The sequence below is a fragment of the Pontibacter sp. HSC-14F20 genome (assembly GCF_019599265.1).
In the GTDB taxonomy this organism is placed as follows: domain Bacteria; phylum Bacteroidota; class Bacteroidia; order Cytophagales; family Hymenobacteraceae; genus Pontibacter.
In genome coordinates, this window is sequence record NZ_JAHZTC010000014.1 from 68,422 (window position 1) to 94,350 (window position 25,929).

The 25,929-nt window shown below is 52.2% G+C and carries 20 protein-coding genes; 4 read left to right on the forward strand and 16 right to left on the reverse strand.

Features of this window, described 5'->3' with window-relative positions:
• Positions 1-4: 4 nt before the first annotated feature.
• A complete protein-coding gene (locus K3G39_RS14170) occupies positions 5-958 on the forward strand; it encodes a type IX secretion system membrane protein PorP/SprF (RefSeq protein ID WP_220626831.1) in 954 nt (317 codons plus the stop codon).
• A 19-nt stretch (positions 959-977) separates the two neighbouring features.
• Positions 978-2,975 (forward strand): OmpA family protein, encoded by a 1,998-nt coding sequence (locus K3G39_RS14175; protein WP_220626832.1) that lies wholly within the window; start codon positions 978-980, stop codon positions 2,973-2,975.
• A gap of 299 nt (positions 2,976-3,274) precedes the next feature.
• Here the strand turns inward: K3G39_RS14175 and K3G39_RS14180 are convergent, their stop codons facing one another.
• The 5 genes from K3G39_RS14180 to K3G39_RS14200 all read right to left on the reverse strand — a co-directional run bounded on the left by K3G39_RS14180 (position 3,275) and on the right by K3G39_RS14200 (position 10,163).
• A complete protein-coding gene (locus tag K3G39_RS14180; protein WP_220626833.1) occupies positions 3,275-4,042 on the reverse strand; it encodes a 3-hydroxybutyrate dehydrogenase in 768 nt (255 codons plus the stop codon).
• Positions 4,043-4,123: 81 nt separating this feature from the next.
• Positions 4,124-6,625, reverse strand: coding sequence for a TonB-dependent receptor (locus K3G39_RS14185; protein WP_220626834.1), 2,502 nt, complete (start codon positions 6,623-6,625; stop codon positions 4,124-4,126).
• Between the two features lie 39 nt (positions 6,626-6,664).
• Positions 6,665-7,699 carry an alpha/beta fold hydrolase gene (locus K3G39_RS14190; RefSeq protein WP_220626835.1) on the reverse strand — a complete coding sequence of 345 codons (1,035 nt, stop codon included), beginning with the start codon at positions 7,697-7,699 and terminating at the stop codon, positions 6,665-6,667.
• Positions 7,677-9,233 carry a sodium:solute symporter gene (locus K3G39_RS14195; RefSeq protein ID WP_220626836.1) on the reverse strand — a complete coding sequence of 519 codons (1,557 nt, stop codon included), beginning with the start codon at positions 9,231-9,233 and terminating at the stop codon, positions 7,677-7,679. Before K3G39_RS14195 ends, K3G39_RS14190 begins: the two co-directional genes overlap by 23 nt.
• Before the next feature lie 165 nt (positions 9,234-9,398).
• Positions 9,399-10,163: a LytTR family DNA-binding domain-containing protein gene (locus tag K3G39_RS14200; RefSeq protein ID WP_220626837.1), complete on the reverse strand. Its 765-nt coding sequence runs from the start codon at positions 10,161-10,163 to the stop codon at positions 9,399-9,401.
• 121 nt (positions 10,164-10,284) lie between these two features.
• Between K3G39_RS14200 and K3G39_RS14205 the strand changes: the two genes are divergently transcribed.
• The gene (locus K3G39_RS14205; RefSeq protein WP_220626838.1) at positions 10,285-12,450 is read left to right on the forward strand and encodes a sensor histidine kinase; all 2,166 of its coding nucleotides are present in this window, start codon (positions 10,285-10,287) and stop codon (positions 12,448-12,450) included.
• Positions 12,451-12,856: 406 nt separating this feature from the next.
• Positions 12,857-13,678 (forward strand): alpha/beta fold hydrolase, encoded by an 822-nt coding sequence (locus K3G39_RS14210; RefSeq protein WP_220626839.1) that lies wholly within the window; start codon positions 12,857-12,859, stop codon positions 13,676-13,678.
• Between the two features lie 58 nt (positions 13,679-13,736).
• Here K3G39_RS14210 and K3G39_RS14215 read toward each other — a convergent pair whose 3' ends face one another.
• From K3G39_RS14215 to K3G39_RS14265, 11 genes are all read right to left on the reverse strand, one after another.
• A complete protein-coding gene (locus K3G39_RS14215; protein WP_220626840.1) occupies positions 13,737-15,542 on the reverse strand; it encodes a hypothetical protein in 1,806 nt (601 codons plus the stop codon).
• An 85-nt stretch (positions 15,543-15,627) separates the two neighbouring features.
• Positions 15,628-16,290 carry a hypothetical protein gene (locus K3G39_RS14220; protein WP_220626841.1) on the reverse strand — a complete coding sequence of 221 codons (663 nt, stop codon included), beginning with the start codon at positions 16,288-16,290 and terminating at the stop codon, positions 15,628-15,630.
• 46 nt (positions 16,291-16,336) lie between these two features.
• A complete protein-coding gene (locus K3G39_RS14225; protein ID WP_220626842.1) occupies positions 16,337-18,517 on the reverse strand; it encodes a DUF4175 domain-containing protein in 2,181 nt (726 codons plus the stop codon).
• Positions 18,517-20,052, reverse strand: a complete 1,536-nt coding sequence (locus K3G39_RS14230) for a BatA domain-containing protein (protein ID WP_220626843.1) — start codon at positions 20,050-20,052, stop codon at positions 18,517-18,519. The genes K3G39_RS14225 and K3G39_RS14230 overlap by 1 nt, the downstream gene beginning before the upstream one ends.
• A gap of 29 nt (positions 20,053-20,081) precedes the next feature.
• A complete protein-coding gene (locus tag K3G39_RS14235; protein ID WP_220626844.1) occupies positions 20,082-20,822 on the reverse strand; it encodes a class I SAM-dependent methyltransferase in 741 nt (246 codons plus the stop codon).
• A 41-nt stretch (positions 20,823-20,863) separates the two neighbouring features.
• A complete protein-coding gene (locus tag K3G39_RS14240; protein WP_220626845.1) occupies positions 20,864-21,763 on the reverse strand; it encodes a DUF58 domain-containing protein in 900 nt (299 codons plus the stop codon).
• A gap of 12 nt (positions 21,764-21,775) precedes the next feature.
• Positions 21,776-22,315, reverse strand: a complete 540-nt coding sequence (locus K3G39_RS14245; protein ID WP_220626846.1) for a hypothetical protein — start codon at positions 22,313-22,315, stop codon at positions 21,776-21,778.
• An 85-nt stretch (positions 22,316-22,400) separates the two neighbouring features.
• Positions 22,401-23,396 (reverse strand): MoxR family ATPase, encoded by a 996-nt coding sequence (locus K3G39_RS14250; RefSeq protein WP_220626847.1) that lies wholly within the window; start codon positions 23,394-23,396, stop codon positions 22,401-22,403.
• Between the two features lie 70 nt (positions 23,397-23,466).
• On the reverse strand, positions 23,467-24,084 hold the full coding sequence (locus tag K3G39_RS14255) for a DUF4159 domain-containing protein (protein ID WP_220626879.1): 618 nt from the start codon (positions 24,082-24,084) through the stop codon (positions 23,467-23,469).
• An 89-nt stretch (positions 24,085-24,173) separates the two neighbouring features.
• Positions 24,174-25,490 (reverse strand): TldD/PmbA family protein, encoded by a 1,317-nt coding sequence (locus K3G39_RS14260; RefSeq protein WP_220626848.1) that lies wholly within the window; start codon positions 25,488-25,490, stop codon positions 24,174-24,176.
• Positions 25,491-25,557: 67 nt separating this feature from the next.
• Positions 25,558-25,920 (reverse strand): four helix bundle protein, encoded by a 363-nt coding sequence (locus K3G39_RS14265; protein ID WP_220626849.1) that lies wholly within the window; start codon positions 25,918-25,920, stop codon positions 25,558-25,560.
• Positions 25,921-25,929 lie beyond the last annotated feature (9 nt).

Genomic DNA, 25,929 nt, shown 5'->3' on the forward strand with positions numbered 1-25,929 from the left:
TACCATGCGAAAAATAGGGGTACTTCTGGTGTTATTGCTGCTGTCCTGGGAAGGCTATGCGCAGCAGGCACCCCAATATACACAGTACATCTTCAACGAGCTGATCATCAACCCGGCGTATGCAGGGAGCAAAGAGATTATCAATGCCAACCTGACGCACCGTAGCCAGTGGGTAGGTATAGAGGGTGCACCCACCACACAGACTTTCAGCGTGGACGGGGCTTCCCGCAGCGGCCTGCTGGGTTTTGGCCTCAATGCTATGAACGATGAGTTAGGAGCTCAGCGACAGATGGCGCTGCACGGTAACCTGGCCGTGCGCTTGCAGATGAGCGAAACCTCCAAGCTAGCACTCGGCTTCGCCGCTGGTGTGGCGCAGTATACCCTCGATGGCACTAAGCTGAATACAGGTAACTCAAGACCAGACCAGGCACTCAATCAAGGCAAAGTCTCAGAACTGATGCCTGACTTTCGGATTGGCGCTTTTTTTAACACGGAGCGTTTTTATACCGGACTTTCAGTCGCCAACCTGATTAACACGGGAGGTGATGACTTGGAGGTAACCATGCCGAACCGCCATTACTTCCTTTCGGCAGGTTATGTGATGGACCTTTCGTCAACGCTTATTTTCAAGCCGAGCTTCCTGGTGAAAGAGGACTTTAACAGCCCGACCAGTCTGGACGTGAATGCATTCTTCCTGCTGGGTGAGCGTATCTGGTTAGGAGGCTCTTACCGCACGGCCGTGAAAGTGCACAGCAACTACTCGGACGAGTACGAGCTGGACCGCCGCAATGCCTGGGCTGCCATCGCGCAGTTGTATGTTACGCCTAAGCTACGCCTGGGCTACTCTTACGATGTGAGTTTGAATGCCCTGCGCCAGCACGCCAGCCACGAAATTTCATTGGGTTATTCCTTCTTCAAGAAGCAGGACAACCGAATGCTGACTCCACGTTACTTCTAAATTCATCCAGAAAGCAGACATGAGATTACGATTCCTATACCTACTGATTCTTCTGGCCACAGTATGTGCGCAACCACTTGCCGCGCAGAAAAAAGAGATAAAGGAGGCAGATAAGTACTTCAACAGCTTTGAATATGCCCTGGCGCTCAATGCCTACAAGAAGCTAATGGAAAACAAAGAGCCGGATGTATACCTGCTTGAGCGCATTGCCGACAGCTACCGCCTGATGAACAACAGCAAGGAGGCGGAGTTCTGGTATGCCCAGGCTGCTGGCTTTGAAAATGTTACACCATCCAGCATCTACTACTATGCCGAGGCAGCCAAGCGCAACGGTAACTACGATAAGGCAAAGGAGCTGTATACGAGCTACGCCCGTCGTGTGCCGGAGCAGGCTACGCTGGCAATGAAACAGGCTGCTTCCTGCGACACAGCGATCTTCTGGACAAACAGGCCGCTCTCTTATGAAATTTCGGTTGAGCAAGCGCTGAACTCCTCCGGTGTTGACTTCAGCCCTATTCAACTGCCAAACGGTGACATGGTGTTCTCTTCAGACAGAATTCCGACAGACGAGGATAGCAAGAAAAAAGAGCGCTTTAACTGGACCGGCAACGGCTTCGTGCAACTGTACTACGCCAGCATGAACGAAGACTCTACCTGGAACGAGCCGAGCCCGCTTAGCAAAGAAATCAACACAGACTTCCACAACGGACCGGCAGCTTACCTGCCAAAGGAAAACACGCTTTATTTTACAAGAACCAACAGTGTGAAGCGTAGCCAGAGCAAAGTAAACACAGACCCTACCAGCTGGGTGAACAGAGGCAATGGCAAAGGAGCCGGAAACATTAACCGTCATGAAATATTTACGGCGCGCCGCAATGGTGATGAATGGGTTGATGTAAAGCCATTTAAGTACAACAAGCCACAGGAGTACTCGGTTGGTCACCCGGCCATTACGCCAGATGGCAATCGCCTCTACTTTGTGTCGGATATGCCGGGAGGAGTAGGAGAAACCGACATTTACTATTGTGAGCGACAGCCGGATGGTAACTGGGGCGAGCCCGTAAACGCGGGCGAAGTGATCAACACAAGCGGCCGCGAAAGCTTCCCGGGTATAGGAGGCGATGGCAAACTTTACTTCTCATCTGACGGGCACGTAGGCCTTGGCGGTCTTGACATCTTCAGAGCAGAGGGAGAACCCGGCAACTGGACACATGTGCAGAACCTGATGTACCCGCTTAACACTTCGCGCGACGACTTAGGTATAGTAGTAGACAGTTCGGGAGCCCAGGGCTGGTTGTCTTCTGGCAGAACAAGCGAATCAGGCTACGACAATATTTATAAGTTCAGAGAAGTGAACGTGGAATGTACGCTGGTAGGCCAGACATACGAAACAGTAGATCAGCCCGGCACACACATCAAGAAACGCGTGATGGTAGACAATGTGCTGCTTCAGCTTTTTGAAGAAAACATGGGTACCATGGTTGAAACGCACTCAGACTCTTCCGGTAACTTCAATTACAAAGTGGAGGCAGGTATGCAGTACACGATCCGGGGTAGTAAAAAAGGTTACCTGACACAGACGATCCTCTTTACACCTGACTGCCGGTTTAGTATAGACTCGCTGCTGGTGGAGATGATCATGTACCGCGACACGCCAAACGTGCCAATCGTGCTGGAAAACATCTTCTACGACCTTGACAAGCATGATATTCGTCCGGATGCAGCCATCGAGCTTGACAAATTGGTACGTATACTCAAGGCTAACCCGACGATCCGAATCGAGCTGAGCTCGCATACCGATAGCCGCCAGACCCGCAAGTATAACCAGGATCTGTCGGAGCGCAGAGCCCGGGCAGCAGTGGACTACATTGTGTCGAAAGGTATAGAGCGCAGTCGACTGGTAGCGAAAGGTTACGGCGAGACCAGGCTGCGTAACAAGTGCGCCGACTTTGTAGAATGTTCGGAAGAAGATCACCAGGTGAACCGTCGTACCGAATTTAAAATCATCAGCAAGTAATAAATTAAGGTTAAAACAAAAGCCCCGGCACTCCTGAGAGAGCCGGGGCTTTTGTTTTATGATCAACTGAAGTTTGTTAAGTATAGCAGCTTCCGACAAGGTATAGGAATGCTGGAAAGCAGCCAGACAGAATTAATGTGAAGTAAACAAAACCAAGCTGATGCAGAGAGTTTACTGATTCCAGCTGCTATCAAAGGCACTTATTATTGGTATACCTGCCCGCTGTAGTCAGGTATAGCAATACCGTTATGATGCGCTATGCCTGATTGCAATAGCAGGTATAGCGTTCTCTAAGGAAGTTACTGCGCAGACCAGCCACCATCCACAGGGAGCATGGCACCTGTTAACTGGCCGGATGCCTCGGAGGCCAGGTATAGCGCCAGCTTGCCGAGCGCTTCTACTTCCACAAACTGCTTGATAGGTTGCTTTTTGAGCATAACCTTTTCAATGACCTCAGCTTCTGTCATCCGGTGGGCACGCGCCTGATCAGCGATCTGGGCCTCTACCAGCGGGGTGCGCACGTAGCCGGGGCAGATGGCATTGCAGGTAATGCCGTGCGGCGCTCCTTCCAAACCCAGCACCTTCGTTATGCCTGCTACCCCGTGCTTGGCCGCCACATAAGCTACTTTATACTCAGAAGCACGCAAAGCATGGGCCGATGCAATGTTGATAATGCGCCCAAATCCGCGGGCTTTCATGCCCGGCCATACTGCTTTGGAAGCATGGAAAGTAGCTGACATATTGATGGCGATAATAGCATCCCAACGATCTTCTGGAAACTCATCCACGGGAGCAACAAACTGTATACCTGCATTGTTGATGAGCACATCGATGTGACCCAACTCCTGTTCCGCCTGCTGCACCATCTCTCGTATCTGCTCTGGTTGCTGCATGTTAGCTGAGGAAAACACAACCTTCACATTATGCTCCTGCGCCAGGTCATCGGCAATCTGCTGACCATTTTTTTCCAGTCCGTTTAGTAGCAAATTATACCCTTGGGCGGCAAAAAGTTGGGCTATACCTAAGCCTATGCCGCTCGTGCCACCTGTTATGATTGCATTCTTCATGTGTAAAAACCTGTGAATTGGATACTGTATACAAAAAAACAGAGCGCCCTTGCGGGGCGCCCTGCCTTCACCTTAATCTATTTACCTATTATCACTCTTATTTCTTCGACCACCAAACTCGAAACGCAACTCAGCAGAGTACAGACGACCAATCACCGGCGAACCTACAAACTCACGCTGCTCGGCATCGAACAGGTTGGATAAGCTGGCACCCAGCGTGATCATCTGCGTGAAACGATAGCCGGCGCTCACATCCACAGAAGTAAAGCCACCCAGCGGGCCGTAGTTGTAGTTGAGCGGTGCTACACGTTGCTCACGGTTTTCGCGGGCTGCTACCTGTGAGCCGGAGTAGAAATCATACTCTGGCAGGATGCGCACATTTACCGAGCCAAAGAACTTGTTATTGAACAGGTCGCGGGCCGTGAAGTTGAAGTTATAGCGGTGCTTCGGTGCGTTCAGGCTGCTCTCGGCAGGGACTACTTTACCATCGCCATTGGCGTCGTTGTCCAGGTTATCGCGGTCTGTAATATCGGAGTCGAAATAGGAGTACTTGGCGCCGATGCTGAAGTTGTTGTTCAGGTAATAGTTCAGACCAAGGTCAGTACCCCACGAGTTCACGTTACCATAGTTCAGGTAGGTAAGGTAGTAATTGAGTGCGTTGGAGGCGGCCTCTGTTACGTCTTCAGTGCCTTTACGGATCACTTTTTCTTTGCCCAAAATCGGGGTGATGCCTGTTAGTGGCGAGATAAAATCCTTAGACATAGAATACCAGGTGCTCAGATCAACATAGAACTTGTCGGTAGGCGTGCCTTTGTAACCCAGTTCGAAGGTCTGCACACGTTCCGGCTCCAGTTTCGGAATCTCACGGGTGGCACCAGTTTCAGTATTCTGTATTGTCAGGCCGGCACCGCTACCCAAGATGGCCAGAGCACCGTTGTTCAGATAAAACTCCTGGAACTGAATAGAAGGAGCCGCATAGGCACGTCCGTAAGTTGCTCTGAAAGTACCTGCCAGCGCGTTAAGTGTCAGGGCGGCTTTCGGGCTGAACTGTGTACCATAGTTGTCGTGGCGGTCGATACGGCCACCAACTACAGCGCGAACACGGTCACTCAGGTTGCGCTCGATCTGGGCAACGCCACCATACTGGTTCAGGATAATGTTACCGTTGCGGTCGTCGAGGTAAGTCAGGCGGCTGTAAGCCACGTCACGCTGGAAGCTAAGGCCTGTGATCACATCAAAACCAGCGTAGCTGTTGTTGTACTGCACCTCGCCGTTCAAGCGATGGCTCTTGTCGATGAAGCCTGGAAAAGCAACGGCTGGAGAGTTAGGGTATAGCTCGCCACTGGCAGCACCTGTCTTGGACTTTTCGTGTGCCACGTCCTGCGACTGTCCGAGGGCGCGCAAGGTATAGTAGTTATTTGTACGAGCGTTAATTTGATAGGTATCGCCGGCATCGTTCCAGGTATTGTATACCTGTGCGAAAATGCGCGGCGTCACGATGCGGCCATGCAGGTACTGGAATGTCCAGCCATCGATCTGGTTGCGGCCGTTGTTGGTCACACCGATGTTGGAGCCCTGTCCGATGCCGTAATCCAGGATCACGTCCATGTTTTGAGTCGGGCTATAATACACGGCGGCGCTGGCACGCTTAAAGTTGAAGCCAAAATCGACATCATACTCAGGCAAAGCACCCAAGGTGGCGTTGTAAACAGTATCAATAAATTCGAAGTCCTTACCCTCCGTGTACTCCGCATTTACTTTGTAGGCAAACTTGCTGTTGATCACACCGGCATGGCGGGCACGGGCTGTGAGAACGCTTTGGTTGCCGGCACCTATCGTAACAGTGGTGCCCGGATGACGACGTGGATCTTTGGTAATGGTATTGATGATGCCGTTGTGTGCATTCGGGCCGTAGAGCGCCGAAGAAGGACCCAGAATTACTTCTACCCGCTCAACGTCTTCCTTGATCACGGTATTATAAACACCGGCCGGAAGCCCGGTGCCGCCCGGTAGCATGGAGTTACGGCCGTCGGTGAGCTGGAACATTTTCACGTTGAAGGCATTGTTAAAGCCACGGGCGTTGATACCGATGCCGGCCACACCGGAGCGCACCACTTCCACGCCCTGTACCTTGTTGAGCAACTCACCCACGTTGAAAGAAGGCAACTCCGTCAGATCGCGCGAGGAGATCACGCTGATGGCAGCAGGGGCTTCGGTCAATTTTTCAGGACGACGGGATGCTGTTACGACAATCTCTTCGCCTAACACATTGGTTGTGTTCATCGACACGGTGCCGATGTCGGTTGTGCCGCCGGTTGTTACCGTTATAGACTGCCTGGGATAGGTATAGCCGACATAAGAAATGCGCATGTTGTAGGTACCGGCTGGTACGTCCATGATGCTGAACTCGCCGGCAGCATTGGTAGAGGCGCCTTTGGTGGTGCCTTCAAGTAAAACGGTAGCGCCCGTCAGGGGCTCCCCGTTATCGGCCCCGAGCACGCGGCCTCGCACACTACTGCTTTGGGCCAGTGCCACCTGTGTCACTGCCAGGAGTGCAAACAGGAGTGAGTAAATTTTTTTCATGACAATGTAGGTTAGATATGAAAGGTTAAGTTTTAGATGCTATTTCAGAAAATCGCGGATGGCTTTGTTAAAGGCTCCGGCCTGCTCGTACTGCAAAAAATGCCCTGCCTCAGGTAGCATCACCAGCTGACTGTTGGGGATGCGGTCGTGTGCAGTGTCGGCTACGGCCTGGGTGGTCTGGTTTGGATTGAGGTAGCGGTTAGGTATAAGGGCATCCTGCGCGCCGAAAATGATCAGCGTCGGCACCTGTACCTGCGGCAATTGCTCATACACCGGCTCGTCGACCATGGCGGCCACACTGCCAGCCACGGCTTTGCTGTAAGCTCCAAATTCAGCCGACTGCGACATTTTCAGGCGATCGTCGATCATGTATTGAACATCGGCGGGCATCTGGTGGAAGTTCACTTTTAAATTGGTCACAACCTGCTCAGGGGTAGTTTTCTGCACACTTTCCGGTGTCACGGTCATCTTAAAGAGTTGCTTCTGCTGCTCAGTAAAGGTTTCTATACCTGCGGGAGCGGCCAGTACCAGGTGTTTGATGCGCTGGGGTTGTTTCAGGGCGGCTGTGATGGCGATCTGCCCGCCCATGGAGTGACCAACTAAAGTGGCTTGTTTGATCTTCAGCGCATCCAGCAGGGCCAGCACATCAGCGGCGTAGCTGACCATACCTGCCGTAATACCTGTTTTGTCGGATTTGCCGTAGCCGGGCAGGTCGATGGCGATGCAGCGGTAGTACTGACTCAGCTCACCGACGTTCTTATCCCAGGCGGGTAGGTAGCTGCCCAATCCGTGAATGAAAATAAGCGTTTCGGGTCCTGTGCCTTCGTCGGTATATGCGATGTTTACACCGTTGGGTAGCGTTACTTTCTTGACAGCATGCTTGTAGCTGAGCCCTTCGAACACAGGGTCGGTAGCAGGTGCAACGGCAGTCGCTTCGGTGCTGGCTGTTGCGGTATCAGTAGTTTGGTCTATACCTGCTGAGGTGGCGGCAGGCTGTGCTGACTGGCAGGCTGTCTGCAGGTATAGCAAGCCAAGCGAGGCCAGTATAAGCTTAGTTTTTGAACTCACTTTCATAAGTCGGTTGTATTAAAAGTGAAGAATCTTCTGTAATTGGTTCAGAGGCAGGTTTCCGGAAGACATAATAAAAAATGAGTCCTACCGCCACCGAAGCCAGTATAGCCAGTGCGGCGGCTATACCTGGGTTGCGCACCGGTGCCTGCATGTAAGTGGTGAGGCCGCCGTAGTACACGCTAAAATGTACAATCACCGAAGTGATTGAGGCAGCTACCGGGGCAATCAGCGGCACACGGCGCAGGAACATACCAAAGAGCACCGGCACAAAAGCGGCCGAGAAGTAAGCGTATACCCCATTTTGCGCAAAAATACCTACACTCAGGTTCGGGTTTTTCAACTGATCAAACGTCAGCCAGATGGTAACAGCCGCCAGCACCACGATCACGAGCCGGTTCACCACCACGCCTCTTTTGGTGACGCTTTCACCCACGATCGGAGTCAGAATATCGGAAGTAATGGTGATAGAGAGCGACTGAATAAGACCTTCTAAAGTGGAGAGTCCCGCTGAGATAAGGCCCAGCACAACCAGCAGGCCCATGTATACCGGGAATTCCTGTACTACATAAGCCGACATGATGCCATCCACCGGCAAGGGCTGTCCGTTTACTGTCAGATCCGGGAAAGAAAGGCGGGCGTAGAGTCCGGCGAACACCACCAGGAAGAAAAGACACTGCGCCACCAAGCCTGTTAACAGGTATAGGTTCACATCCTTTTCGCTCTTGAGCAACAGCGATTTGGTGATGATGTGCGGCTGGCAGACGATGGCCACCCCGATGATCATCTGGCAGAAGATGATCTCAAAGTTATCGCGGAAGAGGAAGCTTTCGGGGTTAGTGGCAGATACGAGCAAAGGGTCGATGGCCGCCAGCTTGTCCAGGAAGCCATGCACACCATCACTGAAATGCTGGTAGCCGGAGCCTAACAGTATGAACGCCACGATCAGCATCAGTACCGCCTGAATCATGTTGGTATATACCATGGAGTTGGCGCCCCCGAACATCATGTAGCCGAACACAAACACCACGATGCCGACACATACATGCAACTCATTTAAGTTGAGCACACTGGCCAGCACCTTGGTGAGCCCTACGCAGATAAGCACGATGAATGTGATGAGCAGCAGCGACAAAAATGCGAAGAACATGGCATAGCCACGGCTCTTGTAGGTCAGCCCCATCCACTGGGCCATGGTCTGTGCCTTTACGGCCGTGCCCATTTTGCGGAAGCCCTTGGTCAGCACCACCAGCGACAACAGTGCAGCTGCAGGCAAGGCAATGGCCATAGAAATAACCCCACTGATGCCATACAGTGCTACAAACCCCGGATTGATGATGAAGGTAGCGGCACTCGTCATGGAGGCAGCCAGCGCCAGACCTACGGCAATTGGCGAGAAAGCTACATTGCCAAGGGCATAATCAGAGATGGAGCGAATGCGCAGTGCACCCCTTATCACAAAAAACAGGATAATGCCTGCGTAGGTGAGTACGAGTACCCAACCAGCCGTTACAAGCTCCAATGATGCCAGACTATTCATGTGTGAATGGTATTATTGCTAAAGAATTATTGAATTAATTTAGCTAATAATAAACATTACCAGAAGCCTATACTTGCCAAACGGGAATTATTCAAGGTGAAATTGGTGAGGGGCAAGGTGAGGTGTTAATTCTGAATGAGCGAATTAGTGATTAAGTGAATGGTTCTACAAAATCTGCAGTCGCTTCAGCAAAGCGTCGCGGTGGGTGTTGCCGATCGGAATCTGTTTGCCGCCGATGAGGATGTTGTTGTCTTCGATGGCTTCGATAGCGGTGAGCTGCACGATGTAGGAGCGGTGCACACGCATAAACTGGTTGGTGGGCAGACGCTGCTCCAGGTTTTTCAGGCTTTGGCTGACCAAATGCAAGTGCGAGCGGGTCTTGATGTTGCAATAGATATCCTGCGCTTCGGCCCAGACGATGTTTATGAGCATCACCTTCTCGAGTCGGTTGCGCACTTTTACAAACAAGGCGTCGTGCAACAGGAAATTGTCGGCTTCTACCGTGTCGGTAGGTCGGGCAGGTATAGCCGTGGCCTGTGCCGGCTGCAGCTGCCGTGTACCGGCATTGTGGATGGCCAGCTCGATGCTGCTTTGCAGGGTGCGGGCATCAAAGGGCTTCACCAGGTAAGCATGCGGATTGGTTTGCTTGGCGCGGTCAATGGTCTCCTTATCCGAAAAAGCCGTCATAAAAATGAAGGGAACCTTGGTCGCCTTCGCCAGCAGCGCAGCAGTTTCGATACCGTCGAGTTTGCCATCCAGCGTGATGTCGAGGATGATCAGATCCGGTTGGTGCTGGTGTACCTGCAGGAGCAGTTCCTCACCTGAACTCACCGCCTGGCATACCTCGTAACCCATCGACTCCAGCGAAAGCGACAGGTTCTGAGCGATCACCACATCATCTTCTGCAATCAGTAATTTAAGCCGGGCCATAGGTATAGGGGTGAGTGAAATCGGTCAGGTATAGCAGCTCAATATAGCAAAAGGTTTCCATTGGCGAAATCTCTTACACGCCGAAGTATAGCTGAGCTGAGATTATTTTGTAAATTGACGTATGCTTGCGCCTTGCTATACCTGCTGTTCGTGCCGCCTTTTCAGGCTGCTCGCTTTGCTGTCTTTCCTGTTGGTAGCGCTGCAAACCCGTGGGCAGGCACCCGATACAGTAGATGTGTCGGCTTCGGAGCAGCGCATAGCAGAAGCTTTACAGGTATACCACGACCCAAGCGCCGCGCTGACAGTTGACCAGGTTCAAACGCACCAATTTATATCGAACAAGACCAATGCTGTGCTGCAGTCGGGTAAAACGGTGCATTGGGTGCGGCTTGTGTTGCGCAACCCCGGCAACCGCGAACAGACGCGCCTGCTTTATGCAGGTGACTGGAGTCACCTGGAGCTCTATCAACAAAACGAAACAGGCTATACCTTAAAGCGCACAGGCCAGCTTTTGCCTATTGGGGAGCGCGATGTACCTGCTCACAAACCTTACATCCGGCTGGAGTTGCTGCCCAAAAGCACCACTACGCTATACCTGCGTCTGCAAGGCGACATTGATCTTTACAAGCCGCAGGCGCTGCAGTTGCAATTGCTGCCGCCTGAACAGGTGAGCGCCACTAACAGCGACAGGCTTTTTGGGCAGGGTATTTTTATTGGCATTATCCTCGTGATGACGCTCTACAACCTGGTGCTGTTTGCCTCGGTGCGCGACCGTAGTTATCTGTACTACGTGCTGGCGCTGCTGGGCACGGGACTGTACTTTATGTTCTACCACGGTTTTGCCATTGAGCTGCTCTGGCCTAACTCTCCGCTCTGGAATGCGCACAGTTTTCCGTTTATTGTCACATTCAACGGCTTGTTCCGGGTACTGTTCACGCGCCACTACCTCAATACCCAACGTACCATGCCTGTCTGGGACAAGGCGCTTACGTTGCTGGCGCTGCTGTACATGCTGCCGGTAGGGATGGGCCTGTTGTCGTACCTCACGCCGCTCGACCTGTTGCAGGCCTGCGTTAGTCTGATCGGGATAATCGGTGGGCTGGTGCTGGTGGCCATGGTGCTGACCAGTATCCAATCGCTGCGACAGGGGTATAGGCCGGCCCTTTATTTCCTGATCGCCAATGTGTTTTTTGTGGTAGGAGCCTTGCTGTTCATCCTGAAAGAGAACCATTTAGTGCCGGACAATATCGTTACGGTGTATGCGGCGCAGGTAGGTATGGTTGCGCAGGTGGTGCTCTTCTCGCTCGGTCTGGCCTATAGGCTGAATACAGTAACAAGCGAGCTCAACGCCAGGGTGCTCGAAAAGGAGCGACTCGAGCGCGAAAAAGAAACGGAGCGAAAACTGCTGATTGAGCAACAAAAGAACGAGTTGGAGGTGATGGTGGCTAACCGCACGGCAGCTCTCCGGCATCGTACGCAGGAACTCAAGGATACGGTGCGCAAACTCAAGGCTTCGGAACACAAGCTGCGCCGGCTCAACTATTTCAAAGACCGCTTCTTCTCCATTATTTCGCACGACATCCGCACGCCACTGGCCACCCTGGAGTCTTTCCTGAACATACTCGTGAACTTCTCGGACAAGATGAAGCCGGACCAGATGCAGAAACTGGCCACGCATACGCAGGTATCGGTGCGCAATCTGCAGGCCCTGCTCGAAAACCTGCTGCAGTGGTCGACGGCTCAAACGGCCTCGGGGCACCATGTACGCTTTGAGCCGGAAGTGCTGACATTGGAGGAACTGGTGAACCGCAACGTGGCTTTGCTCAGTGACACAGCCGATACAAAACAGATTACCTGGCAGGTGCAGGTAGCGCCTACGTTGCAGGTTCGTGCCGATGCCCACATGCTCGACTTCGTGGTGCGTAACCTGTTGCACAACGCCATTAAGTTCTCGTATCCGGGCGGACTTATTAAAGTATCTGCTGAAAAAGGTCCCGGCAACATGGCGACCATTGCCGTGACAGACCAGGGAACCGGTGTTAGTCCGGACGTACTGGCAACGCTCTTTAAACTGGAGACGCCGGCCATGGCTACCAAAGGCACCATAAACGAAAAAGGAACAGGCCTGGGGCTGCTGCTTTGCCGCGATTTTGTGGAGCGGCACGGAGGCAAAATACAGGTGGAAACAGCATTGGGACAGGGCAGCCGCTTTTACTTTACAGTGCCGCTGGCTATACCTGAGCAGGCGACCGATAAGTCTTTGCAGTTGGAAGGCGAGATCTGTTAAGTCCTTTCTCGTGTACCTCGAAAGTGCACTGTCTGGCGGAATTTGGCTGCTAGCATTTGTGCTCTGGCGTCGCACCAAATGCTATTTCGGATTTATCAATCCGAAATCTAACTGTCGAGGATTTGTGATCCGCATTATATGGCACGGGGATTAGGAAATCCGGAAGAGCGATGGCCAGGGAGCATGAGGTATAGGTCGGTTGCCAGCTAGCCTAGAGAAAGCCCACAAGTTATACCTGCAGGATGAGTAGCCTAGGTATAGATGACCAGCTTTCATAAGAAGTTGACCACGAAAATTTGTGCCTGCACCTGATAGAGATACGATTTGGCTATACCTCAAACGGCGCCTTTCATAATTTTCGGTTAGATTTACCCATCACCGCTATACCTTAAAATCAAAATAACCTATGCGACATTGCCTACCCGACGGACTGGAACTACACTACGAACTGCACGGAAGAGCTGACGCCACACAGGCAATGGTTTTCCTGAACGGACTGTCGCAGTCGACGGCGGCCTGGGCGGGGCTGGTGCATGCGCTGGGAAAAAAATACAGACTGGTACTGGTAGATTTGCTGTTTCAGGGGCAGTCAGATGAAGCGCCGGAGCACCGCAGCTTCGAAGAACATGCCGCCGATCTGGCCGATCTGCTCAGGAACTTGCAATTGCCTGCCGACACGATACTGGTCGGTATATCCTACGGTGGCGCAGTGGCGCAGCGTTTTCTGGTAAAACATCCGGAACTGGTGCAGCGGGGGGTACTGCTTTCTACTTTTCCTTTCAAAGACGCTTATTTCGACGGTATCAGTACCAGCTGGAAACAGGCTTTGCTGGCAGGCGGCTACCCGCTGATGCTCGACGTGATGCTGCCTTTTGTGCTGGGCCGCACCTATTTCCTGAACCCGATCATCACGATAGAGAACCTCAAAAACAGCAAAACGAGCCAGAGTCCTACCCCGGACCGATTGCTCAAACTGGTACGTGCCACCGAAGAGAGCGGCAACTATTTGGAGGAGCTCAAAAAAGTGCAGGTGCCCGTGCTGGTGGTGCACGGCGAAGAAGACATGCTTTGCACCCCGGAAATGGGCCGCGCCATGTACCAGTCACTGCCGCACGGTGAACTGGAAATTTTACCCCACGTAGGTCATACTCTTAATCTGGAATGTATACCTGACCTGATTCAGCTGCTGGATGCCTTTGCGGCGAAAGCTATACCTGTCGAAAGATAAATAGTCAATAGGGCCTGCAGCAATACAGTTTACACAAGACCCAGGATCAGAAGAGCATTTACAGCTTCTCCTCCAGCCACAAAAACCCGCTGCTGAGCACGAAGAGCAAGAAAAACCAGATCGCCTGGATCTGCTCTTGTGCATAGGCCGTCGCGCTTGTTACTTCCGCGTCTCGTTGCTGCGAGGCAAACCGCATAGTCGCTTCCCGTTTTTCCTGAACAGCCTGATGTCGCCAAGCCGAAGTATCCTGCACCAGAAAATAAAACGGCTCTATACCTGCTGACTCCACCACATGCCAACCCAAACGGCGTGGCCAGAAAGTGCCTTCGTATACCTCTGGTTGATGAACGCTTTGCTGTAGTGCTATACCTGTTTGTGTTGTGTCGGCTGTACTACGAACAGTTGCCACAGGTATAACAGAAGCTTCTGATAAGGTATAGTCAGTGAGCTTCAGTATAACTGGTTGGTGAAGCTGCGGCACTTGCGGGTTGGCAATTTGCCAGAATTTATCCTGTACTTCGCGCCTGGCTACCGACGAAAGCAAGTGTGCCCAGTAGCTGGCGTAGGTGCTTTGCTTGCCTTCGAGCTGCCAGCTGAATGTTTGCGGCACCACCGATAGGGCTACCGTGCCCCAGCCGGCTTTTCTGCCCGCTGCCAAAAGGTTGTTGCTTTGCTCTTCTATCAGCCCCGTTACGGCCTCGCTGCTCACCAGGGTATAGGGCGATACAGGTATAGCCCCGGCTGTGGTGCCATTTGTCCAGTTGGCGCGGGCGCTGCGGGTATCCTGCTGCGAGAGGCGCTTGTTTTGGAAATTGGTGAAGAAGGCGGTGGTACGGTTGCCCAGTTGTTCGCCGGCGATGGTCAGCACACCCAATCCGGCCTCGGTAACAGCCCGTTGCAAAGTTGCCCTTTCGCCGCTGCTGAGGTCCTGCAAAGCCTGCGGTTCTATCATCACTACATCAAACTGCTGCAATAATTTGGGCGTGATACGGCTCAGGTCAGTTTGCGGCATGTTGAGCCATTCGCTCTGGTACATCCCCTTGCTAACGGTGCTGCGCAAGGCCACTTTGTGCTGCAACTGGCCGAGGTGGTTTTTCAGAAACTTAAATTCGAACAGCGGGAATGACGAGACGAGCAGCACGGCAGGTTTGGCGGCAGCATCTACCTTTATCGGCACCATGCCCAGCGTATCCACTTTCTCACCTGATTTAGAAACCAAGGTATAGGTATAGCGGCCTTCCTGCTTCGGGGTATAGCGCAACTGGAGAGTTTGCTGACCAGCTTCTTTTAAAGTAACAGAATCCTGCGCCTGCCCTGCGGCCTGCAGGTATAGCGTTGTCGTTTGATCGGCTACCTGAGTATATTGGCCCGCCACTGTAACCTGCTCTCCCAGCGTAATTATTTCTGGCCACGTGACAGTAGCTATACCTGTGGGAATACCGGATAGATGCGGAATCACAGTGATGTTTTGCAGCGCCTGTAGTTCCTGCTTCGCTAAACCATAACCCAGCACATGCACGGTTTGTACCTGTGGCTGCTCTTGCCAGAAGGTATACAAGTCAGGTATGGCGGCTGATTTTGGGGCTTTGATTTTATAGGTATAGACCAACAGTTTGGGCTCCATGCTGGCGAGCAAAGCATCCAATGTATCAGCCTCATATCCTTCAGTCAGCAAAATAGCGGTGCCTGGGTCGAGTGCCCGTTCGTAGCTGGGCGGAAAAAGCAACAGCACCAGACTTATACCTGCCACCGCACTCGCCAACAACCGCCATACCAGCCGCCTGCGGTCAGGCCGACGCCACGCCAGCCAGCCGAGCAAAAGCGCAGCTGGAATAGCAAGGAGGTATGGGAGGTATGGTGTCATTTGTCTGAATCAGGATTTTAAAAATTTCAGGATTGATAATGTTGGGGTTAATTGTTGGCTGTGACCTATCGAACGGATAGCGGCTCTAGTTATAGATTCGTCGTATAGGGGTTTTCGAAATCTCTTTTTTAGTTACTCGTCCATCAGTTGCGATTAGATAATGTGTAACTGTGGAGTCGCCCTCCACAACTTCTGTATTAGTAACTGAATCGATCTCTACCATTTCGGTTTCAACCATTATTTCTTCGTAGGTGTCTTCGGAAATAAACTTACCATAAGAGTACAGGCCCCAGCCACCGTCGCCGCAACCGGCAGCCGCTACAAAGCTATCAATGGCCTTTCCGTTTTTATCATAAATCAGATAGTGTAGCAGGTCACAGTAGCTGCTCTCATCCTGAGTTAAAACTGTAAACTCCATAAGATTTGGGTTTCTGTTCTGCCACGAATAGAAATAGTCGCGGTCGTAATCTGTACCATTGAAGACCCTATCACTCTTTTGCCAGACTAGCTTAAAGTTGGTGCTGTCGAGCTCCTTGTACTGTCCTATTCGGTTTTCCCAGTTAAAAGAGTCGATGGCGAAGCTGTCTAAATCCGAAAACTTAAAGTCATTCTTGTAATTTAATATGGATAACTGCTTCTCTTCAACAATAGGAGCTTGTTCCACGCTTTCTGTGGTGAGTTGCTTGTTATCATTGCAGCCAGAAATAAAGAAAAACGCACTGCAAATGGTGATTAGAGATTTTCTCATTTTATAGTTTCAGGTTCTACTGCTAAGTGTGAGTTTTGCCGGTTAATTAATCTTCCAACTCCTCCAGATAACTTTTTGCCAGCCTGCTCCTCGTCGTGCCCTGCTTCTGCGGCGCTGGCTTGGCTGGTGGCAAAAGCTCGTACCACGCCCGTTCTACCGTTATCAAACAATTAGAACAAAGCGGACGGTTGGCGTTGATGTCGGCGATCAAAGTGCGCAGGTCTTGCATGGCGCGGAGGTAGCGACCAGGTTTGGTCAGTGCCTCCTGTGCCAGTTCCTGCCCGGCCCGCTCCAGTAGCGCCACATCCTGCTGGCTATACCTGTTGCCCTGCTTTTGCTCCTCCAGCCACTGCAGCGCCTGCCGGGTGTCAGGAAGTTTGGTTTCGGCTTCTATCGTTCGTCGCTCCGTCGGAGCTTTTATTTTGCTAAGGTCGCCTGTCAGGCGTTTTTCGGGTTCTTTGAGTGGCGGTGCGTCAAAACCGGTTTTGGCAGCGTAGGCGCGGGTGCTTTGTTGTACTTCCTTGAGCATGCGCAGGGCCTTGTACTCGTAAGGCAAGGCTTCTTTCGGACGATGGGTGCGCAGCCGCAGCTCAGCTTCCCACATTTGGGCCAGTGCGCCCTTCAATTTGGCTTTCACGGCAGGCTCAAAGAAAGTGGCAGCCTCCTCCTGATCGTGCTTGTGCAGGTATGGGTCGAGCAAGGCCTCTACACTGGTCTCGTCTTCGAACTCGGGGTGGTCGTGGCCGTCGCCTGTAAAATGCTCTTCTTCTCCGTGGCCTTCTTCGCCCTCCGGTATGCCGCCACCCGGACCTATACCTGACTCAAACTCCTCACCCAGAAATTTACCGTAGCGCAGCCGCAAAAGCTTCTGGTCCACACCCAGGTTGTTGCCTCGCTCTTCAAATACAGCCCGGCTCAGTGTCTTTTGTTCTTTAATCAGCTTTTCGGTGTCGATGATGATCTGACGCTGGCTGCGGAAATACTCGGGCACGGGGTTCACGCCCATGGTCAGGTCATCCATGCTCTCCACGATGGTCGTGTCCTCGATCTGCACAAAATAGGTCTCGGAGCGGGTGTATCCGCGGTGATTGTCCCAGGCCTGCACATAAAAATAAAGCTCGTCGCCGTAGGTCATGCCCAGCTTTTGCAGGTCAATCGTTTTGTTCACACTGAAATTGCGACGCTGCCCGCTAAAGCCAATGCTCATTTTCTCTTCCCTGAATTTCACGGCCTCGCCCGAGCCTTTGGCCACGGTAGCAATCATATTCGCATCGCGCAGGCCGTAGTCGTCTGATAATTCTGCCCGGATGGTTACACGTTGCGGGTCGCCGAACAGAATCTCCGTGTACTGCTCCGGCTTCGTGATCTGGATGGTCGGGGCTTCGTCAGGTATAATCTCCAGGGTATAGTAAGCAGATTTTTGTCCGTTAACAGCAATGTGATAGAGCGCCGGTTCTGTAAAAGTACGCGACAAGGTATAGCCGCTATTTTGCGAGGAGAGCGCCATGGGTTTTCCCTCGCTGAGCACCAGTGTTAGACTTCGGGCTGGGCGGTTTGTCTTGATGCGCCACGTCACTCGGGCACCCTGCTCCACCCGCAGGTTAGGCTGCTCGGCCTGATAGGCTTTGCGGCGGGTGTAGGCAGGCGGCGTGACAGTGATCTTTATTTCCTCAATCGTAACAGCGGTATCGGCCACTGCTGCGGGTGCGTCGGGGAAGTCGAGTTGCAGAGGAGCGGTTGTTGTGGCGTCGGCCACCGAGGTGGCCGGCAGTGCGGCTATACCTGCTGCTACGAGCACGGCTATACCTAAGGCAACATAAGTTGGCCTCTTGTGCAGGTGAAAAACCGACTGCTTTTCAGGTATAGCGGTCTGCATCTGGCTAGCCACTCGTTGCTGCTGCAGGCGCTCTAGTAAGTTGAGTTCAGGAGTAGGACGAAGCAAAAGTCCAGCGCTATCCTCGAGCTGCGGATAGGTGCGATTAAGGTGGCGGGCCACCTGCTGCAGGGTAGTCTTTTGGACGCTGCGCCATGCCCAAATCAGGTATACCAAAGCGGCTACAATTGTCAGGATAGCCAAACCAGCCAGCAAAGGCACCTCCAGTCGCCATTTATACAGGATGGCAGCACCCACCAAGGCCACAGCCAGCGCCTGCAAGGTATACAGCCAACCCTTCGCCCGGATGTACTCCCGGCGGATACGCTGCAAGGTATGGAGGCTGTTCTGCATCAGGTGGTTTTTCGTTTACTGGTGATCAATCGCTCTGCTATAAATAACAGAAAAGCCAGCAATATCAGCCAAGGTATCAGGCTAAACTGTTGTTTTTCCGACTTGTCTTTTATGCTGACCGGCTGGGTTACGGTTGACTTCAGTTGTGTTTCATCCAAAGCCCGGGCATCGTACCGGCTGGCGGCTGGCTGTGGCAAAAGCAAAGGCAGCAAAAGTTCCGGCAGCTGCGCACTCTGCCCCAGTTGGCTCCAGGCCGGACCAAATGCGCTTCTGAAATGATAAACCTTTCCCAAACCAAACTGCTCCATAAAAAGCAGGGGTTCTCCAACGGAAGTCTGCCACACGATACTCGCTTCGCTTAGATTTACACCTGCCTTGCTGTTCGCTATACCTGCAGAGAGCTGCTTTATCCTGATCTTCTCTATACCTGCCGAAGCCAACTGCGCAGTAATAGGCTCAGGCTCCGAAGCTGGCTGCACCCACAGTTTGCTGCCTTTTTCCTGCACCTGCTCTAGCCAAGAGTCTGGTGCTTCTCCACTACTCAGCCAGAATAACCAGTTGGCAGAAGTGTCGGGTTGGTCGGCGGAAGTGATCAGGTGCGTTTCAATGGGTATACCTGTATAGCGACTGATCGCCTGCACGGCTGCCTGAAGATACTGCACCTCTTTTTGTTGCGCTTCGTCGTGGGCTATACCTATGCGGAGAGGTTCTTTGTGTATGGCTACCGCTTGCGAGACGCTGTTGCCCCACTGTGTTGTAAGAGAATCTCCCTGCATATCCAAGCTTACCATACTGCCGTTAATGTTTGCCTCCCGGGCAAGAGCAGCTACTTTGGTAGCATTAAATTTAGTGCCTTCGCGATTACTTTGGCCCGAGATAAGTAAGAGACTATCAGGGTTTAAGGTATAAGCAGCTTGTGCCCAGTTAGTGGTGCTTTCCAGTGCCACCGGTACCCAGCGGATGTTCTCCTGCAGTGTGGTTGGCGAACCCTGAAAGTGCCGCTGTTGGGCGGAGGTGAAAAGCCAGACGCTATCTTGCTGCTGATCATACCGCTGCGCCAGAGCGGGCAGTAAGCCCCAGTGATGACCACTACTCACAACAGAGTCTATCGGGTTGCTACTAAGCGCCTGCCAGGCTTCTACAGGTATAGCCTCAAAGTCCGGGGTATAGCGGTGCAAGGTATAACCGCGTTGTAGTAGGGCATCTACCGTCTGTTTAATGTCGCGGAGGGAGGCGCTATACAACAATTCTTGACTGATGAACACCGCTTTATTGGCCTGCTGAGCGTTTGGGTTTCCTTCCCATACCGGTTTTGCCAAAGCTCCTGCCAGGAGTAAAAGGATGCAGCAACGCAGCACCAAAAGCCAGATGTCGTTCAACTTAATACTGCTCCAGCATTTGCTCGCCGACGGCTCCAGCCAACGCAGACTTCCCACTTTCACAGTCTTCCCCTGCCGCCTGTTCCACAGGTGGATCGCGATCGGGACCAGTATCGCCGACGCTGCCAGTAGCCAATATGGGGAAAGGAAAGTCAAGTGAGTTTAGAATGAGCGGATTTTTGAGTTTAGGAATGATGTATTTTGCCTACTCTGGTTAGAATTTCAAATGTAACAGTGGCTGTCTCGCCCTCAAAAGCCTCCCGGAGTTGCTGCTCTACCTGCTGCACCGGGTTGTGGCCTTGCTGCTTCTCATAGTGTTTCACCGCCGACCAGGTATTCAGATAACCGATCAGGTCGTCGGATGTCCAGGTATAGCTGCTGCTGAATTTTGGCAACATAATCTCCTCAAAAGGAAAAGAAATGGTGCGGTAGCCTTCGTCGAGGTAATTGCGCTCCGGATCCCAATAACCTTCGAGTACACCGCTGTAGAAATGTTCTATTACCTTATCCAGTGAAGGATGTGTTTTAAGCAGGCCATACCCGATCACCGCGATCAAACCGCCTGGCTTGAGTACCCGCTTCACCTCCTGATAAAATTGATCAAAATCAAACCAGTGCACCGCCTGCGCCACCACGATCAGGTCTACAGACTGGTCAGCAAGCGAGGACTTCTCCGCCTGCTCTACTCTATAGCTAACGTTGGGCAACTGCACTGCATTCTTCAGCTGATTCTCACTGATGTCAGTAGCTATAACCTGGCTGAAGAGCGGTGCGAGCATAGCTGCTACCTGTCCGTTACCCGTGGCGCAATCCCAGGCCAGCTGCCGGGCTGGCGCTATACCTGCCAGATGCGCAATCAGCTCCTGCGGGTACGTGGGCCTATACCTGGCATAGTCAGCAGCGTGTCCGGAAAAGTTATCTTTCATTGTTTTAATAAGCATACAATCACTCATTCTCTCATTCAAAACTAACCTACAACGAGTCTGTTCTTTAAGAATGCCCTTAAGACCTTGTCCAGCGGCTCATCGGTCACGAAGCGATCGTAAGTAATCTGGCGGTTGCGCATGGCTTTTTCGGTTTGCTGGAGCCAGTCCTGCAGCTTGGTCAGGTATGTCTTGCGCTGCTCGGCAGTCCCTACCTGCATGGTCTGACCCGTTTCCAGATCCTCGAATGTCAGTGTGCCTTCAAACTTAAAATCCAACTCATTGCGGCTCATCAAATGACATAATAATAACTCGTGCCGCTGTGCACCCAGTTTGTAAAGCAGGTCTGTTATCTCATGCTCGTGCTCATATAGGTCGGTCACAAACACAGTCAGCTCCTTCTGCGGGCGACCCGATAACATATTAGTGGCTGTATCGGCATCCGGGAAGCGGCCACTGGGTTTGATCTCGGCTAACTGGTGCCAAAAGCGCTGCAGGTGCATATTGTCGGAGCGGGGCGTCAGGTTAATCAGTTGCTGCTCATGCAGCACGTATAAACCCACAGCATCGCCTTGTGTAGTAGCCAGGTATGCGAGTGAGGCCACCAGAAAGCGGGCATAGTCCATTTTGGTGAGCCCGTTTTCGTCCTCATGCGCCATCGAAGCACTGCTGTCCACAATAAAGCGCACGGTGATATTGGTGTCCACTTCGGCTTCCCGGATATAGTAGCGGTCGGAGCGGGCAAACATTTTCCAGTCGAGTTGGCGCAGGTCGTCTCCGGGCTGGTAGCTGCGGTACTGGCTGAATTCCAGTCCTGCTCCCCGCCGGATGCTCTGGTTCTGGCCGCTCAGAAATCCTTCCACCACCGTTTTAGCCAGCAGTGGAAGGTCCTTGATCGTGGCCAGCACTTTCGGATCGATAAACTTATGCTCTGTTTGTGACATGAAATGCTGCTGTTAAACCAAACTCTGGCGTAGTTTCAGATCGACTAATTCTGCATCTATTGTGGCTTCATCCAGTAGAATATCCACACCGCCGATCAGTTCTTTGCGCACTTTCAGCATGTACTTCTGCGTGTCAGTATACAGCACTATGGCTGCGTCGTAATGAATAGCTTCGTCCATCTCCTGGTTCCAGTCCTGGTATACCTCGATCAACAATACCGGGGTTGATAGCACGCGTATCTCGGAATGCTGACCTGATTGTAGCAGTTTCTCACAGCGGAGCGGCATCCGGCTTTCTTCTATTTCAAATTCGTAAAACGTTGTAGATGAGTGCGGTGTCAGCTTGTAGTCAGCACTGATGTTGATAAAGCGGTGATCCTGTTTGTTTTTGGTTAAGCCGATGGCAAACTCGGACGCCCAGTAGGTAACTTTGCCGCCGACAGCCTGTATTTTTATATTATCAGTGAAGAAATAACAGATTCGCTCTCCTACAATCCTTTTCAGGAGTTGCGTGCCTGCCTCTGTTAGTTTTACGTTTTCTATTTCTTCCATTTGTTTTCAGTTTCTTTTGCCAGGTGGAGTAGCCGCAACCAATGTTTGTGCTACTTCGGCAGCAGGAGGCTCAATACTGCTATACCTATACCAGCACTGCTTTAGGTAGTGCAATGTGGAGGAGCAACTCTTCTACCACTTTGTCCGGGGAGATGCGCTCGGCCTCGGCTGTAAAGTTGACCAATATGCGGTGGCGCAACACCGGATAGGCCATGGTTTGCACGTCGGCGGCCGTTACAGCAAATCGCCCCTGTAGCAAAGCCCTCGCTTTGGATGTCAGGATAAGCGCCTGCCCCGCCCGCGGGCCCGCTCCCCAGCGCACATAGCTTTTGATGTGCTCACTCGAAGTCGTGTCAGGACGTGTGGCCCTAACCAGTTGGTTCACGTAAGTCAGCAGTTCATCGCTGATGCTCACCTCCCGCACGAGTTGCCGCAGTTGCAGTATTTCCTCCCCCGAAATGGCCGGGTATACCTGTGACTGCCGCGTGCCGGTGGTGCTGGTGAGGATGTTCAGCTCCTCCAGTTCCGTAGGGTATTTTATTTTGATGTAGAGCAGAAAGCGGTCTAACTGCGCTTCAGGAAGCGGGTAGGTGCCGGCCTGCTCGATTGGGTTTTGGGTTGCCAGCAGGAAGAAAGGCTTTGGCAAGGTATAGGTAGTTCCTGCGTAAGTCACTTCGTACTCCTGCATCGCCTCCAGCAGTGCTGCTTGCGTTTTGGGCGGCGTCCGGTTGATCTCGTCGGCCAACACAATGTTAGCGAATATCGGTCCCTCGTTGAACTTGAAGAAGCGCTTTCCGGTGGCATGGTCCTCTTCCAGCACCTCGGTGCCGAGGATGTCAGTTGGCATAAGGTCCGGCGTGAACTGGATGCGGCGGAAACTCAGGTCCATGGTGTTGGATAAAGTGCGTACCAGCAAGGTTTTTGCGAGTCCTGGCACACCTTCGAGCAAGCCATGACCGCCCGCCAGCAGTGTGATCAGCACCTCGTCGAGCACTTCCTCCTGCCCTACGATCACTTTCTGTATCTCCTGCTTGAGCTGTGGCAGCTTGCCGAGGAGTTGGTTAATGTCTTGTTCAGTCATTTTCTACTTTGTGATGACTTTGGTAGTCTTTTAGATGCTTGCAGGAGCAACTCTGCGAGGTCTTTGTTGTTTAGCTCGTCAGTGCATACATTATTATATTCACTCCAAACTTGGTATTGTCCTCTGCCAACCAGCGCTTGTTACGGAAGTCGTAATCCCACTCGCAGCCGTAGTCTTTGTTGCTGTAGAGTACCGCAATTCTACCGTTGATTTCAATCGCTTTCAGATAATCGTGTACCAGGTCGTCGCCCCAGCCGTTGAGCTCGAATGACGTAGTAGGCGGACCATCGTCGAAAGTGAAGAAGCTGCGGTAGAGCTTATGGTTATTGGGAATTTTTTTCAGCGCAGCTTGCCCGAATATCTGCTTCATCTGCTCCTCAAACGACCGTGCAAAAAGCCCGTCGATATCGTGGTTGCAGTCGTCTACAAACACAAAGCCGCCGTTGCGCACATAGGTCTCGAAATTCTGCCGCTCCTTTTGGTTAAACTGCACCAGCCGGTGGCCACTCATGTAGCTGAAGGGATAGTTGAACAGCTCGGCACTATCTAAAGGTATAATTTTCTCCTGCTCGTTCACCTTCACCGTAGTGTACTCGATGAGCGAATGCAACAGATTGCTCGGCATACGTGGGTCAGTATCCCAGTTGCCGGAGCGGTATTGCAGTCGGACGAAGGTGAAAGGTTGCAACTTGGAGTTCTGAGTTATGAGTCTCGAGTTATTTGTAAAATGAATGCCGTACACTTTTGCATACGGCATTCAGGTATAGGTTATATTGCTTACACCGCGTCAGACAAGCTGGTGAAGGTGAAGTCGCGGATCTTCATCGGCGGTACGAGGTTGCCGTTGATACGCTGCGGACGACCTAAAGCCTCCAGGTTGTTGAGCATGATGATCGGACTCTCGTTGAAACGGAAGTTCTTCACCGGGTACTGGATTTTGCCGTTCTCGATGTAGAAGGTACCGTCGCGGGTAAGGCCGGTGTAGAGTAGCGTTTGCGGATCTACGGAGCGGATATACCATAGGCGCGTTACCAGGATACCGCGTTTGGTGCTCTTGATCATGTCTTCGAGCGTCTGGTTGCCGCCTTCCATCACCATGCCGCCTGGGCTCGGTACGGATTTGGCACCGGTTTTCTCAGCCCAGAAACGGGAGTTGTACAGGTTCTTGATAACGCCTTTCTCAACCCAAGTGGTCTTCTCGCGGGGACGGCCATCACCGGCAAACGGAGCAGACGGAATTTCAGGGTGTGCTGGGTCAGAGTAAACCGTGATGCGCTCGTCGACCAGCTTCTCGCCCAGTTTGGTCTTGCCGTCAGGCTTGCTCAGGAAGCTTCGGCCTTCTTCGGCGTTTCGCTGATCCATGTTGCGGAACATGTTCTGAAGCAGGTCAATGGAAGCAGCCGGCTCCAGAATAACAGTATACTTGCCCGGCTCCAGGGCTTTGGCGTTGCGGGAGTTTACCGCTTTGCTGGCCGCTATCTGAGAGGCACTGCCTGTATCGAGTTTGCTCACATCACTAAAATCCTGCGTCACGTAGCCCGAACCTGTACCATCTTCGGTACGCATCGTTACCGAGAAGTCGACTACAGTAGACGGATGATAAGCAAAGAGTCCTTTGGAGTTGAGGCGAGCCATGAAGCTGTTTGAGTGCTCCAGGAAACCCGCTGCGGTCAGGCCTTTGTCGGCAGCTGCTTTTATACTCCTGGCAGCTGCATCGGCACGGTAAGCGGGGTCAATTTTAGCAGTAGAGTCGAAGTGTGCCTTGGTTGTAACGTACTTCTGAGGCCCCAGCATGGGCACATACTCCGGACTTTCGGGCGCAATGCGGGCGATTTCCTCGGCACGACTAATTACTTTTTTCAGCGATGCATCGTCAAACTCGTTGATCGTAGCCACGCCGGAGCGTTTGCCGAAGCGTGACTCTACCGACAGAGCCACATTTTCCTCGGCCCCGCTCGTAGACACTTCGTTTCGAGCATAGCGGATGTTGCCGCCATTGTAGCCGGTCAGCGTGATCTCACACTCGTCGGCTTTTGAGTAAGCCAAAGCCTTTTTCAGCAAAGCCTCTGCTTGTTCTCTGGTATATATTGCCATTTTTTTTAGCTTCTTGTTTTAATTTCAAACTGCTTTACTTTCTCAGTTCTGAGTCTCGAGTTCTGAGTCACGAGTTACTTTCTTTTTGCTGGGAGGTCAGGATGATGCTCCTTAGCATTTTGATTAGTTCGTGACATTCGCCATGGATGCTGTTGAAGGCATCTGGTTTAATGAATTCTGAATCTTTGAGTAGGCGCAGCCAATAGCTGGTTTCCCGCGCCTCCTTCAGCGCAATCGCTAATTTATGCCTGAAGTCAGCTTTGCTTTGTCCGCCTAGTGCTTCCTCTACATTAGCTCCAATAGATGTCCCGCTTCTTAAAACTTGCTTTGCGAGTACAAACTCACGTTGCTCCTGAGTAAGGTGCTTGTATAGTTTAATGACACGCAAAGCGAAACTATAAGACTTGGCAGCAACTATACTCTCAGCCATATTTCAGGT

Bases quoted from the DNA above. Each gene is read 5' to 3' on its own strand.
- K3G39_RS14170 (WP_220626831.1), top strand. From the start codon at position 5: ATGCGAAAAATAGGGGTACTTCTGGTGTTATTGCTGCTGTCCTGGGAA.
- K3G39_RS14175 (WP_220626832.1), top strand. From the start codon at position 978: ATGAGATTACGATTCCTATACCTACTGATTCTTCTGGCCACAGTATGT.
- K3G39_RS14180 (WP_220626833.1), bottom strand. From the start codon at position 4,042: ATGAAGAATGCAATCATAACAGGTGGCACGAGCGGCATAGGCTTAGGT.
- K3G39_RS14185 (WP_220626834.1), bottom strand. From the start codon at position 6,625: ATGAAAAAAATTTACTCACTCCTGTTTGCACTCCTGGCAGTGACACAG.
- K3G39_RS14190 (WP_220626835.1), bottom strand. From the start codon at position 7,699: ATGAAAGTGAGTTCAAAAACTAAGCTTATACTGGCCTCGCTTGGCTTG.
- K3G39_RS14195 (WP_220626836.1), bottom strand. From the start codon at position 9,233: ATGAATAGTCTGGCATCATTGGAGCTTGTAACGGCTGGTTGGGTACTC.
- K3G39_RS14200 (WP_220626837.1), bottom strand. From the start codon at position 10,163: ATGGCCCGGCTTAAATTACTGATTGCAGAAGATGATGTGGTGATCGCT.
- K3G39_RS14205 (WP_220626838.1), top strand. From the start codon at position 10,285: ATGCTTGCGCCTTGCTATACCTGCTGTTCGTGCCGCCTTTTCAGGCTG.
- K3G39_RS14210 (WP_220626839.1), top strand. From the start codon at position 12,857: ATGCGACATTGCCTACCCGACGGACTGGAACTACACTACGAACTGCAC.
- K3G39_RS14215 (WP_220626840.1), bottom strand. From the start codon at position 15,542: ATGACACCATACCTCCCATACCTCCTTGCTATTCCAGCTGCGCTTTTG.
- K3G39_RS14220 (WP_220626841.1), bottom strand. From the start codon at position 16,290: ATGAGAAAATCTCTAATCACCATTTGCAGTGCGTTTTTCTTTATTTCT.
- K3G39_RS14225 (WP_220626842.1), bottom strand. From the start codon at position 18,517: ATGCAGAACAGCCTCCATACCTTGCAGCGTATCCGCCGGGAGTACATC.
- K3G39_RS14235 (WP_220626844.1), bottom strand. From the start codon at position 20,822: ATGAAAGATAACTTTTCCGGACACGCTGCTGACTATGCCAGGTATAGG.
- K3G39_RS14240 (WP_220626845.1), bottom strand. From the start codon at position 21,763: ATGTCACAAACAGAGCATAAGTTTATCGATCCGAAAGTGCTGGCCACG.
- K3G39_RS14245 (WP_220626846.1), bottom strand. From the start codon at position 22,315: ATGGAAGAAATAGAAAACGTAAAACTAACAGAGGCAGGCACGCAACTC.
- K3G39_RS14250 (WP_220626847.1), bottom strand. From the start codon at position 23,396: ATGACTGAACAAGACATTAACCAACTCCTCGGCAAGCTGCCACAGCTC.
- K3G39_RS14260 (WP_220626848.1), bottom strand. From the start codon at position 25,490: ATGGCAATATATACCAGAGAACAAGCAGAGGCTTTGCTGAAAAAGGCT.
- K3G39_RS14265 (WP_220626849.1), bottom strand. From the start codon at position 25,920: ATGGCTGAGAGTATAGTTGCTGCCAAGTCTTATAGTTTCGCTTTGCGT.